Origin of the sequence: Bdellovibrio sp. ArHS, from assembly GCF_000786105.1 — a bacterium.
Classification (GTDB): domain Bacteria; phylum Bdellovibrionota; class Bdellovibrionia; order Bdellovibrionales; family Bdellovibrionaceae; genus Bdellovibrio.
In genome coordinates, this window is the sequence record NZ_JTEV01000037.1 from 1 (window position 1) to 17,574 (window position 17,574).

The window sequence follows — 17,574 nt, forward strand, 5'->3', positions numbered from 1 at the left end:
CCATTGGAGTTTCCGTTGGAGTTTCCGTTGGAATTACCGTTAGAGTTTCCATTGGAATTGCCATTGGAGTTCCCGTTAGAATTTCCGTTAGAATTACCGCCGCCGTTACCAGGATTGCTAGGAGAGCCGCCACCTGCGTTGCCGTTGGAACCAGTGTTTCCTTGATTTCCAGGGCCGGTGTTGCCGATACCATTGCCGTTGTTGCCTGAGCAGCCATTTTGACAGCCCGTATTTCCGTTATTAGAAGAGGAAGAGCCTCCTCCGTTGCCGTTACCGTTACCGTTACCATTACCTTTGCCAGCTGCAAATGCGGTTCTGCCATTAACTCCGATCGAGAAAAGGCAAGCGGCTGCGATTAAAGACGCCTTCTTTAAGAACATTCAAGTCTCCCAGTTATTCCGATTTTCAGGTATTCCTATTTTTTCGAACTGGGAGGTTCTATATGCTTGGGGTAGACAATTCAATTACTTATGTCTGCTAAGAAAATAATTCTCGCGAAGTGGCAAAGTTCGACATAGCCCCGGTTGGACTATTTAGAGAAACAGTCGTGTTGCCACAAAGTTACGGGAACCACATCAGGAAAAGGCATACCCAGCGGTGGCGTAGTTTCCTTCATAAAAGTGATTTTCAACGTTGAAAGGGGGCTCATACCATCGCTGGATTTAGAGGATCGGCAAAGATAACGGGCAAAAGGCAACAGTATCTGGCGGTCACCCCGATCCCAAAGGAATAGGTAGAACTTCCGCCATTCCGAGCTAGGATATAAATTAGAAACATATGAGGGCTTTGCAAAGGTGATAGCCTGATTTGTAAGGCAATCCTTCGTCTCTCCATTCAAATAAGTTCCTTCTAAGACGAACCAGCCGTCATTTCTAATGGGATAGGGAGCAAACATGTCCCAAGTTTGATTCAAGTTGGTGGTCATTAATAAAGAGCGCAAAGGCTTTGGTAATAAAGGACGCTGGTTTATCAGATCCGCAAGGTTTTGCGTGAATACTAAAGACATAAAGCCCACGAAAATAAGTTCTAAAGTGAGCAATCTATGATTCCCTTGAATTTGCGTAGGGGTAATGAATTGGCTCCCTTTGATCTTCTTAAAAGAATTCAGAGCCGTTTCCCAAACGTCACCCGGTAAAAAGGCGAGCCAATAGGATATAGCCACCCATGGGAAGGTTCCTAAATTCAGACACACGGCCAAACTGAAATGAAAGCCGATGAAACTCAATGCCGCGATGGTCCTGAACATCTTGGTTTTCCAAGGTATAAAAAGTAGCAAGGGACCGACAAACTCCCATATAAGCGTTACTTGCGTCAGAATTCTTCCGGCCTGCTCGTACTGACTAAACCACTTTCCGACAGGCGTCGTGAAGTGATCTATATTGAGAGCGTAATAGATGGCAGAGCTGTCTTCGGTCCAAGTGGGATTCCATTTATAGAACGCCGTAAAAATGTACATGATCACAAGTTGGAGGATAAAAAGCGCTCCAGCGATCGAGTAATACTTAGTTTGCGCCTGCGGATGAGTAGACGTCGTCGGGTGAGAAACTGAATAATATCGATCTAGCGGAAGCAACAAGGACCAAAAAAGGCTCAGTCGCAACAGATCGTCAGCGGCACTGAGCAAAAAAGAATTTCTAGTCTGAATCGACCCCAGAAGCACTAACGTAATGATTTGAAAAAGTTTAGTTTTGTAGCCAGCGGTGAAAAGCAGGGCACTTAGTAAAGCGACCGCCAAAAACGCATATTGAAACCAGGCTTCGCCATTCGCAAGCATCAAGGATATTTTCGAATTGCTCATGAAGTTGGATACCCAGTAAGTCCTTGGCATCACGCCCCAGTCGGAATAGAAATCGCGAGCGTAATAGAGCTTGGTGACCAAATCCGAGCAAAGGCAGGCACCCATGGCAATTCTGAAAACCGCTAAAGAACGAAGATCTAACTCTGTCCAAAATGCAAATCGACGAAGCAAATTCACGTAAATCCCTCAGTGTTCCAGTCTCTTTTCGGTCGGTTTCCGTTGAAATGAAAGTACAGCGTGTTTTTTTCTTTCCCACGGAATCTCGAAATGAGAAAACGAGATCAGCCGCTTAAGTTGAATTTAAAATGATCGTCACCCGAACCCGAGGCCACATATGAAGCTACTGCTATGGATTGTTTTTGGCTTAATTCTAGGTCCTGGGTTGACGGACATTTCTCTGCCTTCGTGGCTAGCGGATTTGTCGCAACTGGCGGGGGCTATATTTCTTTTCTTTGCGGGTTGGGAGCTCCAGTTCATTGATTTGCGCAAAGAAGCCCGCTTTTACGGCCTGGTTTTTTTGGGCAGTTTTGTGATTCCGTTTGCGGCGGGTTACTTCTTCTTTGAAGGCAATTTATTTATATCAGTGGCGTTGGGTATCTCAGCTCTTCCGGTGGCCATACAAATCCTTAAAGAAAAGAATATCTATAATACGGTCCTTGCTCGTCGCACGGTCACCTTGGCCAGTCTGTGTGACATCGTGGCCTGGATGTTTTTGGCTTTTCTTCTACCAGAAAAAGACATCTTAAGTTGGTTGCTGAGCCATTGGGTTGTTTTGGCGTTCTTTGTCGGTCTGTTGTGGGGAAGGTGGAGGCCACCTCCTCGTCACTGGATGCTTCCGATTATCCAGATGTGGATATGTGCTCCCATTTTTTTCATCGTGCTGGGATGGAAGATCAATATCCTCCATCTTTTTTCCTGGAAGACCTTTGGATGGATTTTCGGGGTTGCGGTTTTATCGAAAGTTCTAGGTACCTATGTCTTCGCTCGTATCGCCGGCCAGAAGCATGCAGAGGCCTTTAACTTAAGTTTTCTATTAAATGCCCGTGGGGCGATGGAGATTTTGGCTGCGTCTTACGCGTACAATGCGCAGCTGATTTCTGGCGACGTTTTCGCCGCTTTAGTTCTACTAGGTTTAGTGACGGCGCTGATGGCAATTCCCACCGTAAAAGAATAGAAGTGCTGACAGTATTGTCGGGGCGTGTTGAATTGTTAGGATTGTGTCAGGGCCCTTGACCGAACTCTGTCAAAATCGATAGCGTTGGTCATCTTTAAAACTTGTACCAGAGAGTGTATGGATCAGCGACTGATTTTCAGAAATTCGCTTTATTGGCCCCCATCAGGGGGCAGTCCCGGGGAAAAATCCCGACTCCACACCCTCCGTGTGTCTGAATACCCGAAGTGTCTAAAAAATTTGAATACGTATCTTAATAAAAACGGCGTCTCTATGACGCCGTTTTTATTTTTTCAAGGGGAGTACTAATCCATGTGCGGAGTGGTGGGGCTAATTGGAGAAGAAAAAGCGGGGCAAAAACTTTATCCGGCGCTCTTTGCCCTTCAACATCGCGGACAGGATGCCGCCGGCATCTTGAGCTATGATTTCGAGCGCTCACAATTTCATCTTGAGAAAGATTTGGGGTTGGTCGAGGACGTCTTTACTTCTGAAAGGCAGCTTCGCCTTAAAGGCTCAATGGCTTTGGGGCATACGCGATATTCTACAATAGGAACTGTGGATAAAGAGGACCTTCAACCCCTGTTTCTAAGTTATCCCTACGGCATCGGCATGATTCACAATGGAAATGTCACAAACTATGACGAAGTTGTGGATTATCTTCGCCATCGTAAGCTGCGTTGGACTTTCAGTCGCAACGACCTTGAAATCCTCTTGCATATGACTGCGGTCGGCTTGGCGTCGCGTAAAGAATCCGGTGATCTTCCGCAAAATCTTTCCGCGTCCATCAAAGAGCTTCTGGAACAAGTGCAGGGCGCTTACAGTGCGATCGGGATGCTGGCAGAGCAGGGGCTTTTTGCCTTTTGTGACGCTCACGGGATTCGCCCACTTCTTTTAGGGCGTAAAAAAAACGGAGATAAATACAGCTATTGTTTTGCTTCAGAAAAGCAGGTCTTCTTTGGCTTGGGCTTTGAATATTTCCGGGATTTACGTCCCGGAGAACTTGTTTTCATTGATAAAGATCTCAATCTTCACTCCTTCTTATTAAGTGAAAAAAAGGCGCGCCCCTGCATGTTTGAATGGATTTACTTTGCCGGTTCAGAGACAGAGTGGCACGGTCGTCCCGTCTATGAAGTGCGCCTGAATCTGGGAAAGATTCTGGCTGAGGAAGTCCAAAAAAAAGGTTTGGACGTCGATGTCGTGGCGCCGGTCCCTGATACTTCGCGAGCGGCGGCTTGCCGCCTTGCCGAGGTTTTAGAGAAACCCTATCGCGAAGTTTTAATTAAAAATCGCTATGTGCAGAGAAGTTTTATCGTGAATCAACCCGAGCTGCGCAAGATGATGGTGAATCTTAAACTGTCGCCCGTGGAAAGTGAAATTCGCGGCAAGAAGATCTTGCTTGTCGACGACAGCATCGTGCGAGGAACGACTTCCGCGCGCATCATTCGACTTTTGCGCGAGGCCGGGGCCGCGAAGGTTTATCTGGCCAGTACTTGTCCGCCGATTCGTCATCCGTGTTTTTATGGAATTGATTTTCCTGACGGAGAATCCCTGGTCGCGCACAAAAAAACAGAAGATGAAATCGCCAAGATTCTGGAAGTGGATGGATTGGTGTTTTTGCCTCTGGCGCGCTTGCAAGAGGGCTTGGGTCTTTCCAATCTTTGCAGTGCTTGCTTGGACGGAGATTATCCCGTTCCGGTGGCGGCGGAAAAATTTATGAAAACAAGACACCACAATACTGGTGGTGATGGTAAAAGCGAGGTGCCTCTATGAAAATTCAAGTTCTATTTGGCAGTGCCAGTGATGAAAGAGTGTACGGACCTTTGTGTCGTTCCCTGGAAAAGTGCGGCGAAGTGAAAATGGAAGTGGCTTCGGCCCACCGTCATCCTGATCGCGTGCGTGAAATCGTCACGACCTGTGGGGCGGATGTTTTTGTCGCCGGAGCAGGCTTAGCCGCGCATCTGCCGGGTGTGGTTGCGTCTCTGACCGCTAAACCGGTATTCGGTATCGCCGTAAACGGGGCGTTCGCTGGTCTTGATTCTTTTTTGTCCATTGTGCAAATGCCTAAAGGCGTTCCCGTCATGGCAGTGACAGAAGAGAACTACAAAAATATTTCCGAGCTTCTTCTGCGCTGGAAAAATCTTCCCGACGACAAAATCTATCTTCATTGGAATCGCAGCCTAGAGTCTTATTCACCTATCCAGAAGGCCCTTGAGGATATTCAAAAAGAAAGTGGTGCCGAAGTTTTGTGGTGCTCCCAAAACGAAGAAAAATGTTTGGGAGAAATAGTCAGTCCCTGGGAACTTCCCAAAGTGGTGGGACTGAATCTGTTCCTGTGTGAAAAAGAACAACTGGCAAGTTCAAATCTGGCGTTGGATTTCTTTGCGAAAGCTCGTCATTCAGGAGTCTGGGTGGGCGCCAATAATATCGCTAACTATGTGCTGCAATGGAAAAAACTTTCAGAGATGAGGAAGACCGCATGGAATTAATTTATAGAGGCTCCGTCAAAGATCTTTATAAAAACGGTGACACTCTGGTTTTTAACTACAGCAATCGTTACTCCATTTTTGACTGGGGTGAAATGCCAAACGAAATCCCAATGAAAGGGGCGGCCCTGGCTTCTATGGCGGCTTCTTTTTTTGAATATCTGGCAAAAAAAGGAATCCCGTCGCACTTTGTTGGAACTACGGGTGAAAACACGATTGCCGTCAAACCTGTGAAAGTTCTGCGCCCAGAGTGGTACGAAGGACAGTACGACTATTCAGCTTATAAAGACGTGCCGACGCAGTGTTTGGTGCCGCTGGAAGTGATTTTTAGAAAGTACTTAGGCCAAGGCAATTCTTTAGAGGGACGCTTAAGAAAGAATCCGACCTACTTGCAGGATTTGCAACTCTCTGAAATGCCCAATGCGTCTTCTGTTTTTACGCCGGCACTGATCGAGTTTTCCACCAAATTAGAAACAGCGGATCGCTATCTGAGCCGTCAGGAAATCGCCGAAATGAATATTGTTTCGGATGAAGAACTCAACAATTTAAGAACAAGTACACAAGCCGTCGTAAAAGAGCTCGACAGCCTTTTTGCCGCTTTCGGCGTTAAGCTTTGGGACGGCAAATTGGAATTCGCTTTTGGCGATAGAAGTTCCTCTGGCACCAGATCATTGTTGTTGGTGGATTCGATCGGACCTGATGAGCTGCGTTTGACGTATGAAGGTTTGCCTTTATCTAAAGAATTCTTACGTCAGTTGTATGCTCCCACTTCGTGGCATTCGGCCGTAAAAAAAGCCAAAGAGCTAGCACAAGAGCGTAAAACACAGGATTGGAAAGCCATCTGTCGCGAAGAGCTTCACGAAATTCCCCAAACATTGAATGCCGCCCAAGTTGAAGTCAGTTCATTGCTTTATCAGGCTTTGGCCAATGAAGTGGCGTCGGCAGTAGGACGCAAAAAACCTTTTGCTGAAGAGTTTACTCTGAAACTTTGGCATCAAAAGGCCAAACAAATATTGGAGTCCTAAATGAAAGTCGTCGTTGTTGGCAAAGGCGGAAGGGAACATGCTCTGGCGCAAAAGCTGAAAGAGTCTTCTTCGGTCACAGACTTGTGGGTTTGTCCGGGAAATCCGGGGATGAGCCTGACGGGACTCCAATGCGCGGATGTTGAAACCACTGAAGAAATCGAGCGCTTCTGCTTGCAGAATGCCGTGAATCTGGTGGTGGTGGGACCCGAAGCCTCCATCCTTTCGGATCTCAAACAACGTCTTCAGTCTCAAGGAATTTCCTGTTTTGCTCCCTCCGCCAAAGTGGCCGCGCTGGAGTCTTCGAAGCTTTTCTGCAAAGGCATCTTAAAAGACGCGGGGGTTCCCACAGCCGCGTGTCTGGTAGGGTATTCGGAAAAAGAAGCTCTGCAGTTTATTCAGCAGCATGATTTCACCCAACCCCTGGTTGTGAAAGCCGACGGCCTGGCGCAAGGAAAAGGGGTGTGGGTTTGCGAAAGTTTGGCTAAAGCGCGGGAAGCCGTGCAGGTTTTGGGAAGTCAGTATGGATTTCCTCTTCTTTTAGAAGAATGTTTAGTCGGTAAAGAACTTTCCGCTTTTGCTCTCTGTGATGGAAAGGATTTCGTTTTACTGGGAACAGCCTGTGACTACAAACGCATCACACCTGATCCCTTTAGTGCGAACACTGGCGGGATGGGTGCATACAGTCCGTGTGATTTCATAACTCCAGAAGACGAAAAGACCCTGCGCGAATTTTTCGCAAAAACTTTAGCGTGTTTGCATTCGAAAAATCTATCCTATCAGGGGTTTCTATTTGCGGGTCTGATGAAAACCTCAGAGGGACTCTTTGTTTTAGAATACAATGTTCGACTGGGAGATCCAGAGACGCAGGCTCTTTTGCCGCGTTTGAAAACCGATTTGGCGCAACTCATTGTCGCCGCAGTCACTCATAATTTGCAAAATCAAGTGTGTGAGCTCAAGCCGGAAGTTTCTGTGCATGTGGTGGCTGTCAGCGAAGGTTATCCTCAAGGACCTTTAAACACCGGACATCCAGTCGCCATACAGTCCCGCGTTCTTCAGCAACTGTATTATGCCGGCGTGTGCGAAAAACAAAATGCTTTAGTCAATTCGGGCGGCCGCGTGCTGGGAGTCACGGCTTTAGGTTCCTCCAAAGAACAGGCGCGGGTGCTGGCTTACCAGGATATTCATAAGGTTTCTTTTAAAGGGATGTATGTTCGCGAGGACATCGGCCTATGAAACCTGTACGTATCGCGATCTTTGCCTCAGGAACCGGATCCAACGCCATAGCGCTGATTAAAAAGGCGCAAAGTCTGAACGAAGGGCAGATCGAAATCTGCTTTGTTCTTTCGGACAAGGCAGAAGCACCGGTTTTAGAAAAGGCCCGGGCGGCGGGTGTGCGAACCTATCTGGTTGAAAAAACGTCGGACCGTCAAAGTCACGAAAAGTCGGTGTTGGCACTTCTTCGTGAATATCGCGTCGACTGGATTTTTTTAGCGGGTTATATGCGCCTTTTATCCGCATCTTTTATTCAGCAATTTCGCCTGTGGCACGAGCAGCGTGAACAAATCGTTAATATTCATCCCTCATTGTTGCCCGCGTATCCCGGTGTTGATTCCATCGCTCGCGCTTTTAAAGAGGGTGTCAGTCAAAGCGGCGTGACACTGCATTTGGTTGACGAAGGAATGGATACAGGGCGGATCTTGCGTCAGGAAGTTCTGCGTCGAACAGATGACATCAGTCTTACCGAATGGACGAGGCAGTTTCACCAGGTGGAGCATCGTCTTTACAGTCAGTTTTTAGAAAACATAGCTTTGGGCAAAGAAAACACGGCCTATTTCAAGGAGAATCCGTGATGCAAAGAATTTCTGTTCGCAGTCTTTATGATCACAGCACCGAAAACGCGCTGAAAAAGGCTTTTGAAAAAGAAGCACCATTAAAAGGACTTCGTTTGCGCCGGGTGTACTGGCTGTTAGAAAAAAAGGCCGGAATGGGCCAAGAGCTGGGGCTAGAAAGCCTGATGGATAAGATCTTCTTTGATCCCATCTCGGAAGAGATTCAGCATGGTTTTCCAGATTTTAAGCCCCAGGCGACATACGTTGAACTGCGTTTTTTGGCGGGTGTGACCGACAATCTGGCGCGATCCGCGACGGAAGCATTGATGCTTTTTTCACCGCAACATAATTCTTCATGGCAGGATTTCGGCATTGAAGCGCACAGTGGTTGGGAGCTTGAAGTTGAAGGGGACTACTCCCAAAAACAAATTGAAAAAATCCTGTTTCAGTCTTTGGCAAATCCTCTTTTGCACAAATTAGAAATGGCTCGGGGGGCCGAGCTGCAAAGAGCAAATCCATGGGCGAACTTTGCGGCTTTCTGGCAATCTCCCGCTCTTGAAAATAGAAAACTTCAGCTTTTCGATCTCGACATGGCGACCTTAAAACGGGTGAATGAAGAGCGCGGACTGGCGCTCGTCGACGAAGAGATTCAAACCATCATTCAACACTACTCTTCACCAGCAGTGTTGCAAGAGCGCGCGACTTTCGGGTGGTCCAATAAAATCACCGAAGTGGAACTTGAATGTCTGGCGCAAACCTGGAGCGAACACTGCAAGCACAAGATTTTTGCGGCCGAGGTGAACTACACGGAAGAAAAAGGAAACTTTCCGGCGGTGGGCGCTAAAAACATCGTCAGTCTTTACAAAACCTATATTCAAAAAGCCACCAAAGACCTTGAATCCTGCGGTTATCTTGTCTCGGTTTTCAAAGATAACGGTGGCATCGTGGATTTTGATAAGAACATCAATGTCTGCGTGAAAGTTGAAACTCATAACAGTCCGTCGGCCTTGGACCCCTTTGGCGGTGCTTTGACCGGGATTTTGGGAGTCAACCGAGACATTCTGGGGTGCGGACTGGGAGCTAAACCGATCGCAAACACCGACATCTTCTGTCTTTCGAAGAAAGATCTTTTCCCTGCCGCAGATTCTGCAAAGCGACCGGAACTTTTGAAAGAACCCGGCGTCATTTTCCGTGGTGTGCATCAGGGCGTGGAAGAAGGTGGAAATCAAAGCGGCATTCCGACCGTGAATGGCAGCTTTTATTTCGCCAGTGAATTTGCCGCCAAGCCACTGATTTTCGTGGGCTCTTTAGGCATCATGCCAAAGACGGTGCACGGTCGTCCAAGTGAAAAAAAGCAAATTAAACCAGGGGATCTTATCGTTGTGGCCGGTGGACGTTTGGGAAAAGACGGTGTGCATGGCGCCACTTTCAGTTCTTTAGCATTGCACGATCAGGTCTCGTCAAATGTCGTGCAAATCGGTGACAGCATCACGCAAAAGCGTCTTCTTGATTTCACTTTGCAAGCCCGTGATCGCGGATGGATTCAAGCCATCACTGACAACGGTGCTGGCGGAGTCAGTTCCTCTATCGGCGAAATGGCGCAATTTTCAGGCGGCGCGCGAATGGATTTAAGTCACCACCCTCTGAAATATGGAAACCTCGAGTACTGGGAAATGCTGGTCAGTGAATCGCAAGAGCGTATGTCTTACGCCGTCAGCCCCCAGGATGTGCAAAAGTTTCTTGCCCTCGCTAAGGACATGGGGGTCGAGGCGACGGTGCTTGGCGAGTTCACAAACTCGGGACGCTTTGAAATCACGTATAAGGAAATGCCGCTGGCTTCTTTAGATCTGCACTTCCTTCACGAAGGTTTAAGCCGAATGAAAATTCCGGCTCACTTTGCAGGGCCCAAAGACTACGTGGAATTTCACCGCGAGCACGCACGCAAGACTCTTCCCGCGAAAAATGCGGAAGGGGTTCTAACCGCTCTGAAATCGGTGCTGGGGTCCGCCAATGTGGCTTCTCGAGAGCCTTTGGTGCGCTACTATGACCATGAGGTGCAAGGGGCTACCCGGGTAAAGCCTTATGGCGGAAAAACTCAGAATGGAGCCAACGACGCAGGTGTCATCGATCTGTCTATTCATGGCGGAGAAGAAAACAATGCCGTCGCCGTTTCTAACGGACTGTGCCCACAATTTTCCTATTACGACACTTATTTGATGGCCCAAAAAGCTGTCGATGAAGCGGTTCGCAATCTCGTCGCAACAGGCGCAAATCCTGCGAAGCTCGCTTTGGTTGATAATTTCTGTTGGCCGGATCCCATTGGCAAAAAATCCAATCCCGATGCTGCCCATAAAATGGCCCAACTCGTGCGCGCCTGTGAAGGCATGTATGCGGCGGCTTTGGCTTATCGGGCACCTTTGGTCAGTGGCAAAGACAGCATGAAAAATGACTTCATCGGTAAAACCAAAGGTGGCGACACCGTCAAAATTTCCGTGCCACCCACCTTGTTGATGACGGCCATCGGTCAAATTCCTGACGCCAGTAAAATAGCGCCTGGCTATTTTCAAGCGGCTGGCGACGAAATTTACATACTCGGAACATTGACACGCAGTTTGTACGCTTCAACTTTAGCGCAGGAATTCGACGTCACTCAGGAGGTTGCTCCTGAGTATCCTGACTTAAAAGCGAACAGTCATCTTTACCAGAAAATTTATGAAGCTCACCAACAATCACTGCTCAATTCCTGCCATGATATTTCTGAAGGGGGCTTGATGACCGCCTTGGCGGAATGCGGTTTTGGCAACGCCTTAGGCATGAAGCTGCAAATGAACGAGACGGCGTGGGAAGAGCTTTGGTCCGAAACAGGTTCTGTTTTTGTTGTCAGTGTTTCACCGCAAAACAAAGCCGCATTCGCACAGCATTTCGCAGGATTGTTTCAATATCTGGGACAAGTCACTGACACCGAAGAGGTTCACATTGAATTTGCGGGCACGTCAGCGAAGGTCTCTTTAGAAAGTCTGCAAAAGCCCTGGTCTGAAGGAGTCAAAAATGTCTATGAAGCCTAAGTTTTTAGTTCTTTGGGGCGACGGGATCAATTGTGAAAACGAAACAGCGCGGGCGATCGGTCTTGCCGGAGGCGAAGCTTGTCCCGTCCACGTGAACGAACTTTTAAAAGATCCGGGTTTGTTGCAGCAACATCATGCTCTGGTTTTCCCGGGGGGCTTTTCTTTCGGAGATCATTTGGGCAGTGGACAAATTTTAGCATTAAAGCTGGAAAACACCTTGAAAGCGGAGCTTCAGGAATTTGTGAAGAGCAAACCCGTTTTGGGAATATGCAACGGTTTTCAGACCCTGGTGCGCCTGGGACTTTTGCCCGATGCCGACTTCCAGCGTTCCTGCGCTTTAGTGAAAAACGAACAAGGGCACTTCATTGATCATTGGACAGAGCTTCAACGCAACGACTTGTCGCCTTGTATCTGGACGAAGTCGCTGCCAAAAGAGTTGGTGCTGCCAATTCGCCATGGCGAAGGACGCTTTGTTTGTCAGGACGAAAAAGTATTGAGTCGCCTGCAGGAAAAACAACAGGTCGTTCTTCGCTATAAAAATAACGTCAATGGCGCCGCCGATCGTATTGCGGGTGTTTGTGATCCTTCCGGTTTGGTTTTTGCCTTGATGCCGCATCCGGAAGCGGCTGTGCATGATTGGCATTTGCCTTTTTCAGGAAAAGCTTGGGGTTTAGAATTTTTTAAAAGTGCAGTGGAGTTTTTAAGGGGAAACAAATGAAACAGATTCGTCGCGCATTATTGAGCGTTTCAGATAAAACGGGCTTAGTGGAATTGGCGAAAGCACTGGCTTCCCGGAATGTGGAATTGATCGCCAGTGGGGGAACGGCAAAAACATTGATCGACGCCGGTCTGTCCGTGACTCCAGTTGAAAAACTGAGTGGTCACGGCGAGGCTTTTCAAGGACGAATGAAGACGATTAGTTTTGAGATCGCATCTAGCCTTCTTTTCCGTCGAGAAGACCCCAGCGATCTTGAGCAGGCCAAAAATTTGAATATTGAACCGATTGATCTTGTTGTCGTGAATCTCTATCCCTTTCACGAGACCTTGAAAAAACAAAGCGGCTTTGAAGAATGCATCGAAAACATCGATATCGGCGGTCCGACGCTTCTTCGTGCCGGCGCTAAAAACTTCCAGTCTGTAACGGTGCTCTGTGAGCCCTCGCAGTATGCAGAGTTCATGAATGAGTTCCAGTCGGGCGGTACGTCCTTCGAGTTCCGGCAAAAATGCGCCTCGCGGGTTTACACCATGACGGCCTTTTATGACCTGGCTATTGCCGGTTATCTTACTCAGAAAACAGGAGAAGCTTTGCGCTACGGTGAAAATCCGCATCAAAAGGCTTTCGTTCTCAAGAGTCCTTTCGCAGAAGGGTTGGCCCACGCGAAATCTTTGCAGGGCAAAGAGATGTCTTACAATAATTATCTGGATGCAGATTTTGCGTTAAAGACGTTACAGGATGTTCACTCCTGGCAGGCCAACAAGGCTTTGCCAACGGCAGTGGTGGTGAAACATAATACGCCTTGTGGGTTGGCTGTCGCGGAAGCCCCCCTTCGCGCTTTAGACAAAGCCTGGAAAGGGGACGAAAAAAGCTCTTTTGGCGGCATCATTGCTTTGAATTTCCCGGTGACTGACGAGGTGGCCGCTTTCTTCGCGGAAAAATTTGTCGAAGTCATTTTAGCTCCATCCTTTTCGGAATCGGCGCGCGAAAAGCTTAAGAAGAATTGTCGTGTCATGGAAATCAGTCTGCAACCGCACACGGCTTGGCAGATGCGCTCCATCGAAGGCGGCGTTTTAATGCAGGAACAAGACAGCTTTGATCTTACGCAGATGCAGACCGTGACACAGAGTAAGTTTGCGCCTGAAAAAGAAAAGCTGGCGGGATTTGCTGCTTTGGCGGTCAAGAATTTAAAAAGTAACGCCATTGCCCTCTGTCGTCAGGACGGACCTGAATTTGAATTGCTGACGATGGGCTCAGGCCAGACCAATCGAGTCGACTGTATTGAAAAGTTGATTTATTCAAGATTGAAAGACAAAGGCATTCAGGATGTTTCTGATGTGGTCCTGGCATCGGATGCGTTCTTTCCGTTCCCCGATTCAGTGCAAGTCGCTGCGAACCTGGGGGTCAAATACATTATTCAGCCAGGCGGCTCCATCAAGGATCACGATGTGATCGCAGAAGCGGATCGTTTGAACGTAGCGATGATTTTTACCGGTCGTCGTCATTTCCTTCACTAAGAAAAGAGGCCAGTCATGTCACAGAAAGTGGATTACAAAGAAGCCGGTGTCGATATCACGAAGGCGGACGCTTTTGTTGAAAGAATTAAGAAACTTGTTCCCACGACGTTCAATGATCAGGTTCTGCAGGGAATCGGTGGTTTTGCCGCCGTTTACAAACTCAACGATCAAAAGTATCTTGCTTCCTGCACGGATGGCGTGGGTACGAAACTTAAAATCGGCCAGCAGTTGGATAAACACCATGGCATAGGTATCGATCTTGTTGCCATGTGCGTGAACGATCTCTTATGTGTGGGCGCAAAGCCGTTATTCTTTCTGGATTACATGGCCTTCGGAAAATTAGACACACGAATCAGTGAAGAGCTGATTGCCGGTATGGTCGATGGTTGCCGTCAATCTGGGATGGCCTTGATCGGTGGCGAGACCGCGGAAATGCCAGGAATTTATAAAGAAGGTGAATATGATTTGGCTGGCTTCAGTGTCGGCGAATTGGCACCGTCTGACATGTTCAAGGAAGATGCGATGAATGAAGGCGATGTCGTGCTGGGTCTTGCCTCCAGCGGATTTCATTCGAACGGGTACTCATTGCTTCGTAAATTAGTCAAAGACTCGGAAAGTGATCTTTTGGAACAGTTGCTAGAGCCAACGCAGATTTATGTCGAAATTTTTTCGCATCTACGTCAGAAATTTTCTCAAGGAATTTTGGCAGCGGCCCACATCACGGGCGGCGGGATTTATAATATTCCCCGCATGAGTGACAAGTATGACTATGATATTACTTTCTGGCCGTCGGTGTCGGAAATGGCTCCGGTGTTTCAACATCTGCTGCAACGAATGGATCTATCGCAAGAAGAGCTTTTCCGCACCTTCAACATGGGTGTCGGCTTGACGGTCCTTGTGAAAAAATCTCAGGCCGAAGAGATTCTGGCTGAACTGCAGGCGAAAAAAATAAAAGCCTGGAAGCTGGGACATATTTCTAAAGGTACTGGCGAAATTAAAATGGGCGCATGGAAGATGTAAGTATTAACGAAAAGGGGAGTGAAAGCTCCCCCTTTTCGTTAATAAGGCCAAACGCCGCGCCCGCGCAGATGAATGCGAATATCCTCAGCTCCTGTCATATCTATATCCAAAGCCCCCGAATAGGTCCCCAAAGAGGTCGGTCTGAAGAACACCCGCACCGTGCATCTTTGTCCGGAAAAAAGCAGTCGAGGACAATTTTCTTCGTAGCCGAATCCGCTGCCATGAATATCGAAGTCGTTGAAGTATAAGGGCAGATTTCCGGTATTACGAAGCGTGAAACTGACGCCCTTCAGTCGATTCAAAGCCGTGCGGCCGAAGTTGTAGTAGTAGTGCACAGTCTGTGTGTCGATTTCTGGTGGTTCGCGCAATGAAATTTCATAGGTGCTGTCGCGACTTTGTGAGTTGTCGGGCGCTTCTTGCGCGTGAACGGGTGTGGCCAGAATCGTGCCGAGAAGAAGCAGGACTAAGAGCTTCATGGGGACCTCCTTTGATGACCTATTTTTTTCTGTTTCAAAGGAAGGGGGCAAAGGGTTTTCCATTTCTTCATTTTATTTCATGAGAAGTCGTGAGGGATGTTGAAGGTCGTCCGATGTGAGGTTGCACTGCTATTTCATTTTTCTCTTTAAAATGACATTGAGATCGTTAATTTCCTCACGGAAATAGTCATTTTCGCGAAGTTTGATCTCGTCAGGATTTTGCTGATTCTCAACGGCGTTCTGCAAAACCCGCTTTACATTGTAAAGGGGCCCGACAATCCGGCTGGTAAGTCGGTTAAAAACATAGACCCCAACCACCATGCCGAAGCCGACGGGAATCAACTGATAAATCAGAAAGCTGACTTTGTATTTAGTGACAAACTCCAACGCCGTCATGTGGCTGACGACAGGTTCCAGTCGGCTTAAAAACAAGTATAAAGCCAAGGCCTGAACGACGAAGATCGACATGACGAAGATACCGACGTACATCAGGACATCATATTGAATTTCGCGATTGACGATAAGGCGTCGTCTTTGGCTGAAAATTTTCATCGTTTGTTACCTTTCTTTCAGTATAACCCACCGCCGGGTCTCCCTAAATGAAAACCCTGATCTGAAAAAAGAGGTGTTCTCAAGTGAGACAACCCGCAACGATGGTTGCCTGCGCGATCTCCGAATGAGAAACTTGCGACAAGTCTTTAGCCAGGAGTTTTCCTTGAAAAAAAATCTTCGAGCTCACCCCATGCGAAATCCCATCATCTTGGCTCTTGATGTGGACACTCGGGATCGCGCTTTAAAAATCGCGGACGAATTAAGCGACATCGTCGGGGGATTCAAGCTGGGGCCGCGCTTGTGTCTGCGTTATGGAATGGACTTTGTGAAGGAGATGGCTCAACGAGGCCCCATTTTTCTGGATAACAAGCATTTCGATATTCCCTCAACGATGGAAGCAGCCGTGCGCGCCAGTTTTGAAGCAGGGGCTTCCCTGGTGACGGTGCATGCCTTGAGTGGGGCAGAGGCCTTGCGGAAAATGGCCGAGGTTGAAAAGGAGCTCCAGGCGCAGCGACCTTTCAAGATTCTCGCTGTCACGATCCTCACGTCCTGGGATCAAAGCTCTCTTCCGCGAAATATGAAAGAGCAACCTATTTCCCAACACGTGACGGATCTAGTGGATTTGGTCGGCGCCTCAGGGCTGCAGGGGGTGGTTTGTTCTCCTCATGAATTGGACCTTTTACAAAACCGCGATCTTTACCTTGTCACCCCTGGAATTCGATTTAGTATGCAGGATTCCGGCGATCAAAAGCGTATCATGGGTCCTAAAGAAGCTCTGCGAAGCGGAGCCTCGGCATTGGTCGTCGGTCGACCCATCCTTGAAGCGAAAAACATCAAGGAAGCTGCAACTGATTTTGTAATGGCTGTATATGAAGAAAAATAATTCCCGTCCCACTCGCAATTCCCAAGCACAACGCCCGCATTCACAAGGCGGCGCACGTCCAGGCAATCGTCCTCAGCAAGGACGCGGTCCGCACCCGGCGGCCCGCTCTGAAAATCAAATTCCTCGTGACTGGCGTATCGTTATTGGCACGCATGCGATCAACGAGGTTTTGAGTGTGCGTCCTCAGCAAGTGAAGGGCATGTGGATTCGTCAGGGCTGGGAGCATTCTGGTGATTTGCGTGATATGCATGAACTCGCTTTAGACAAAAAAGTGAAAGTGGATATCAAGCCTGAAAACGTCATCGAAAAATTCGGTTCGTCGCAACAAGGGGCCGCGATCTTCGTCGATGGAGCGCCTGTTTTGGATCTGGATGGTCTAGATAATTTTGATAAATCCGTCGTCCTGATGCTGGACGGTATCGAGGACCCTCACAACCTTGGCGCAATTATGAGAACTTCTTGGCTTACGGGGGCTCACGGCGTATTGATTCCCGAGGATCGCGCGGTGGGTCTAACTCCGACCGTTCATAAAGTCGCCTGTGGGGGCGTTGAGCATGTTCCGGTAGAAGAAACGACTAATTTTTCTAACTATGCGGAAGAATTGAAGAAAAAAGGTTATTGGATTTTTGGTCTGAGTCCTCGGGGAAAGCGTTCTATTTTTGAATTAGATCTTCCAGATAAGGTCATCTGGGCGATCGGTTCGGAAGACAAAGGTTTACGAGTGACAACAGAACGACTTTGTGATGAATTGGTTTTCATTCCGCAGGCTAGTTCTTCGGCGAGTTACAACGCTTCTGTAGCGACAGCTATGGCATTAACTGAAACTCTGAGGCAGCACGCACCGCGCGGAAACCGAAAAAAATCGTAATCTGGCAAATAATTATCTTTGACGGACATAGATTTTATCCGTAAAACATTTCGGTTATCTCAGTAAGGCTGGTTTAGCTCAATTGGTAGAGCAGCTGATTTGTAATCAGCAGGTTGCGGGTTCGAGTCCCATAACCAGCTCCATTTTTTCTGGGTCAACATTCACAAGTGGG

The 17,574-nt window shown here is 48.0% G+C and carries 16 protein-coding genes and 1 tRNA gene; 13 read left to right on the plus strand and 4 right to left on the minus strand.

Annotation, left to right across the window (positions count from 1 at the left end; translation table 11 throughout):
* Positions 1–380, minus strand: a 380-nt coding sequence (locus tag OM95_RS16125; RefSeq protein ID WP_291516653.1) for a hypothetical protein, incomplete at its 3' end; no start/stop codon positions are given.
* A gap of 149 nt (positions 381–529) precedes the next feature.
* Positions 530–1,975: an HTTM domain-containing protein gene (locus OM95_RS16130; protein ID WP_041876110.1), complete on the minus strand. Its 1,446-nt coding sequence runs from the start codon at positions 1,973–1,975 to the stop codon at positions 530–532.
* A gap of 157 nt (positions 1,976–2,132) precedes the next feature.
* On the opposite strand from OM95_RS16130, the gene OM95_RS16135 reads away from it, so the two are divergent.
* From OM95_RS16135 to purM, 10 genes are all read left to right on the plus strand, one after another.
* Positions 2,133–2,972 (plus strand): cation:proton antiporter, encoded by an 840-nt coding sequence (locus OM95_RS16135; protein ID WP_041876113.1) that lies wholly within the window; start codon positions 2,133–2,135, stop codon positions 2,970–2,972.
* A 321-nt stretch (positions 2,973–3,293) separates the two neighbouring features.
* A complete protein-coding gene (gene purF / locus OM95_RS16140) occupies positions 3,294–4,739 on the plus strand; it encodes an amidophosphoribosyltransferase (RefSeq protein WP_291516655.1) in 1,446 nt (481 codons plus the stop codon).
* Complete coding sequence (locus OM95_RS16145) at positions 4,736–5,455, plus strand: AIR carboxylase family protein (RefSeq protein WP_041876117.1); 720 nt, start codon at positions 4,736–4,738, stop codon at positions 5,453–5,455. Before purF ends, OM95_RS16145 begins: the two co-directional genes overlap by 4 nt.
* Positions 5,446–6,477, plus strand: coding sequence for a phosphoribosylaminoimidazolesuccinocarboxamide synthase (locus tag OM95_RS16150; protein WP_041876120.1), 1,032 nt, complete (start codon positions 5,446–5,448; stop codon positions 6,475–6,477). The genes OM95_RS16145 and OM95_RS16150 overlap by 10 nt, the downstream gene beginning before the upstream one ends.
* The gene (purD, locus tag OM95_RS16155; RefSeq protein ID WP_041876123.1) at positions 6,478–7,710 is read left to right on the plus strand and encodes a phosphoribosylamine--glycine ligase; all 1,233 of its coding nucleotides are present in this window, start codon (positions 6,478–6,480) and stop codon (positions 7,708–7,710) included.
* On the plus strand, positions 7,707–8,327 hold the full coding sequence (gene purN / locus OM95_RS16160) for a phosphoribosylglycinamide formyltransferase (protein WP_041876128.1): 621 nt from the start codon (positions 7,707–7,709) through the stop codon (positions 8,325–8,327). The genes purD and purN overlap by 4 nt, the downstream gene beginning before the upstream one ends.
* On the plus strand, positions 8,327–11,371 hold the full coding sequence (locus tag OM95_RS16165) for an AIR synthase-related protein (protein WP_041876131.1): 3,045 nt from the start codon (positions 8,327–8,329) through the stop codon (positions 11,369–11,371). The genes purN and OM95_RS16165 overlap by 1 nt, the downstream gene beginning before the upstream one ends.
* Positions 11,355–12,089, plus strand: a complete 735-nt coding sequence (locus OM95_RS16170; protein WP_041876134.1) for a phosphoribosylformylglycinamidine synthase subunit PurQ — start codon at positions 11,355–11,357, stop codon at positions 12,087–12,089. Before OM95_RS16165 ends, OM95_RS16170 begins: the two co-directional genes overlap by 17 nt.
* Entirely contained in the window at positions 12,086–13,603 is a 1,518-nt protein-coding gene (gene purH / locus OM95_RS16175; RefSeq protein ID WP_041876137.1) for a bifunctional phosphoribosylaminoimidazolecarboxamide formyltransferase/IMP cyclohydrolase, read from the plus strand. Before OM95_RS16170 ends, purH begins: the two co-directional genes overlap by 4 nt.
* 15 nt (positions 13,604–13,618) lie before the next feature.
* Complete coding sequence (purM, locus tag OM95_RS16180) at positions 13,619–14,623, plus strand: phosphoribosylformylglycinamidine cyclo-ligase (RefSeq protein ID WP_291516656.1); 1,005 nt, start codon at positions 13,619–13,621, stop codon at positions 14,621–14,623.
* Positions 14,624–14,661: 38 nt separating this feature from the next.
* Here the strand turns inward: purM and OM95_RS16185 are convergent, their stop codons facing one another.
* Positions 14,662–15,099 (minus strand): hypothetical protein, encoded by a 438-nt coding sequence (locus OM95_RS16185; RefSeq protein ID WP_041876140.1) that lies wholly within the window; start codon positions 15,097–15,099, stop codon positions 14,662–14,664.
* A gap of 129 nt (positions 15,100–15,228) precedes the next feature.
* On the minus strand, positions 15,229–15,651 hold the full coding sequence (locus OM95_RS16190) for a hypothetical protein (RefSeq protein ID WP_041876142.1): 423 nt from the start codon (positions 15,649–15,651) through the stop codon (positions 15,229–15,231).
* Positions 15,652–15,814: 163 nt separating this feature from the next.
* Here OM95_RS16190 and pyrF point away from each other — a divergent pair, with 163 nt between their 5' ends.
* The 3 genes from pyrF to OM95_RS16205 all read left to right on the plus strand — a co-directional run bounded on the left by pyrF (position 15,815) and on the right by OM95_RS16205 (position 17,545).
* Entirely contained in the window at positions 15,815–16,534 is a 720-nt protein-coding gene (gene pyrF / locus OM95_RS16195; protein WP_291516658.1) for an orotidine-5'-phosphate decarboxylase, read from the plus strand.
* Positions 16,521–17,402: an RNA methyltransferase gene (locus OM95_RS16200; RefSeq protein WP_041876144.1), complete on the plus strand. Its 882-nt coding sequence runs from the start codon at positions 16,521–16,523 to the stop codon at positions 17,400–17,402. Before pyrF ends, OM95_RS16200 begins: the two co-directional genes overlap by 14 nt.
* Positions 17,403–17,469: 67 nt before the next feature.
* Positions 17,470–17,545, plus strand: a tRNA-Thr gene (locus OM95_RS16205).
* Positions 17,546–17,574 lie beyond the last annotated feature (29 nt).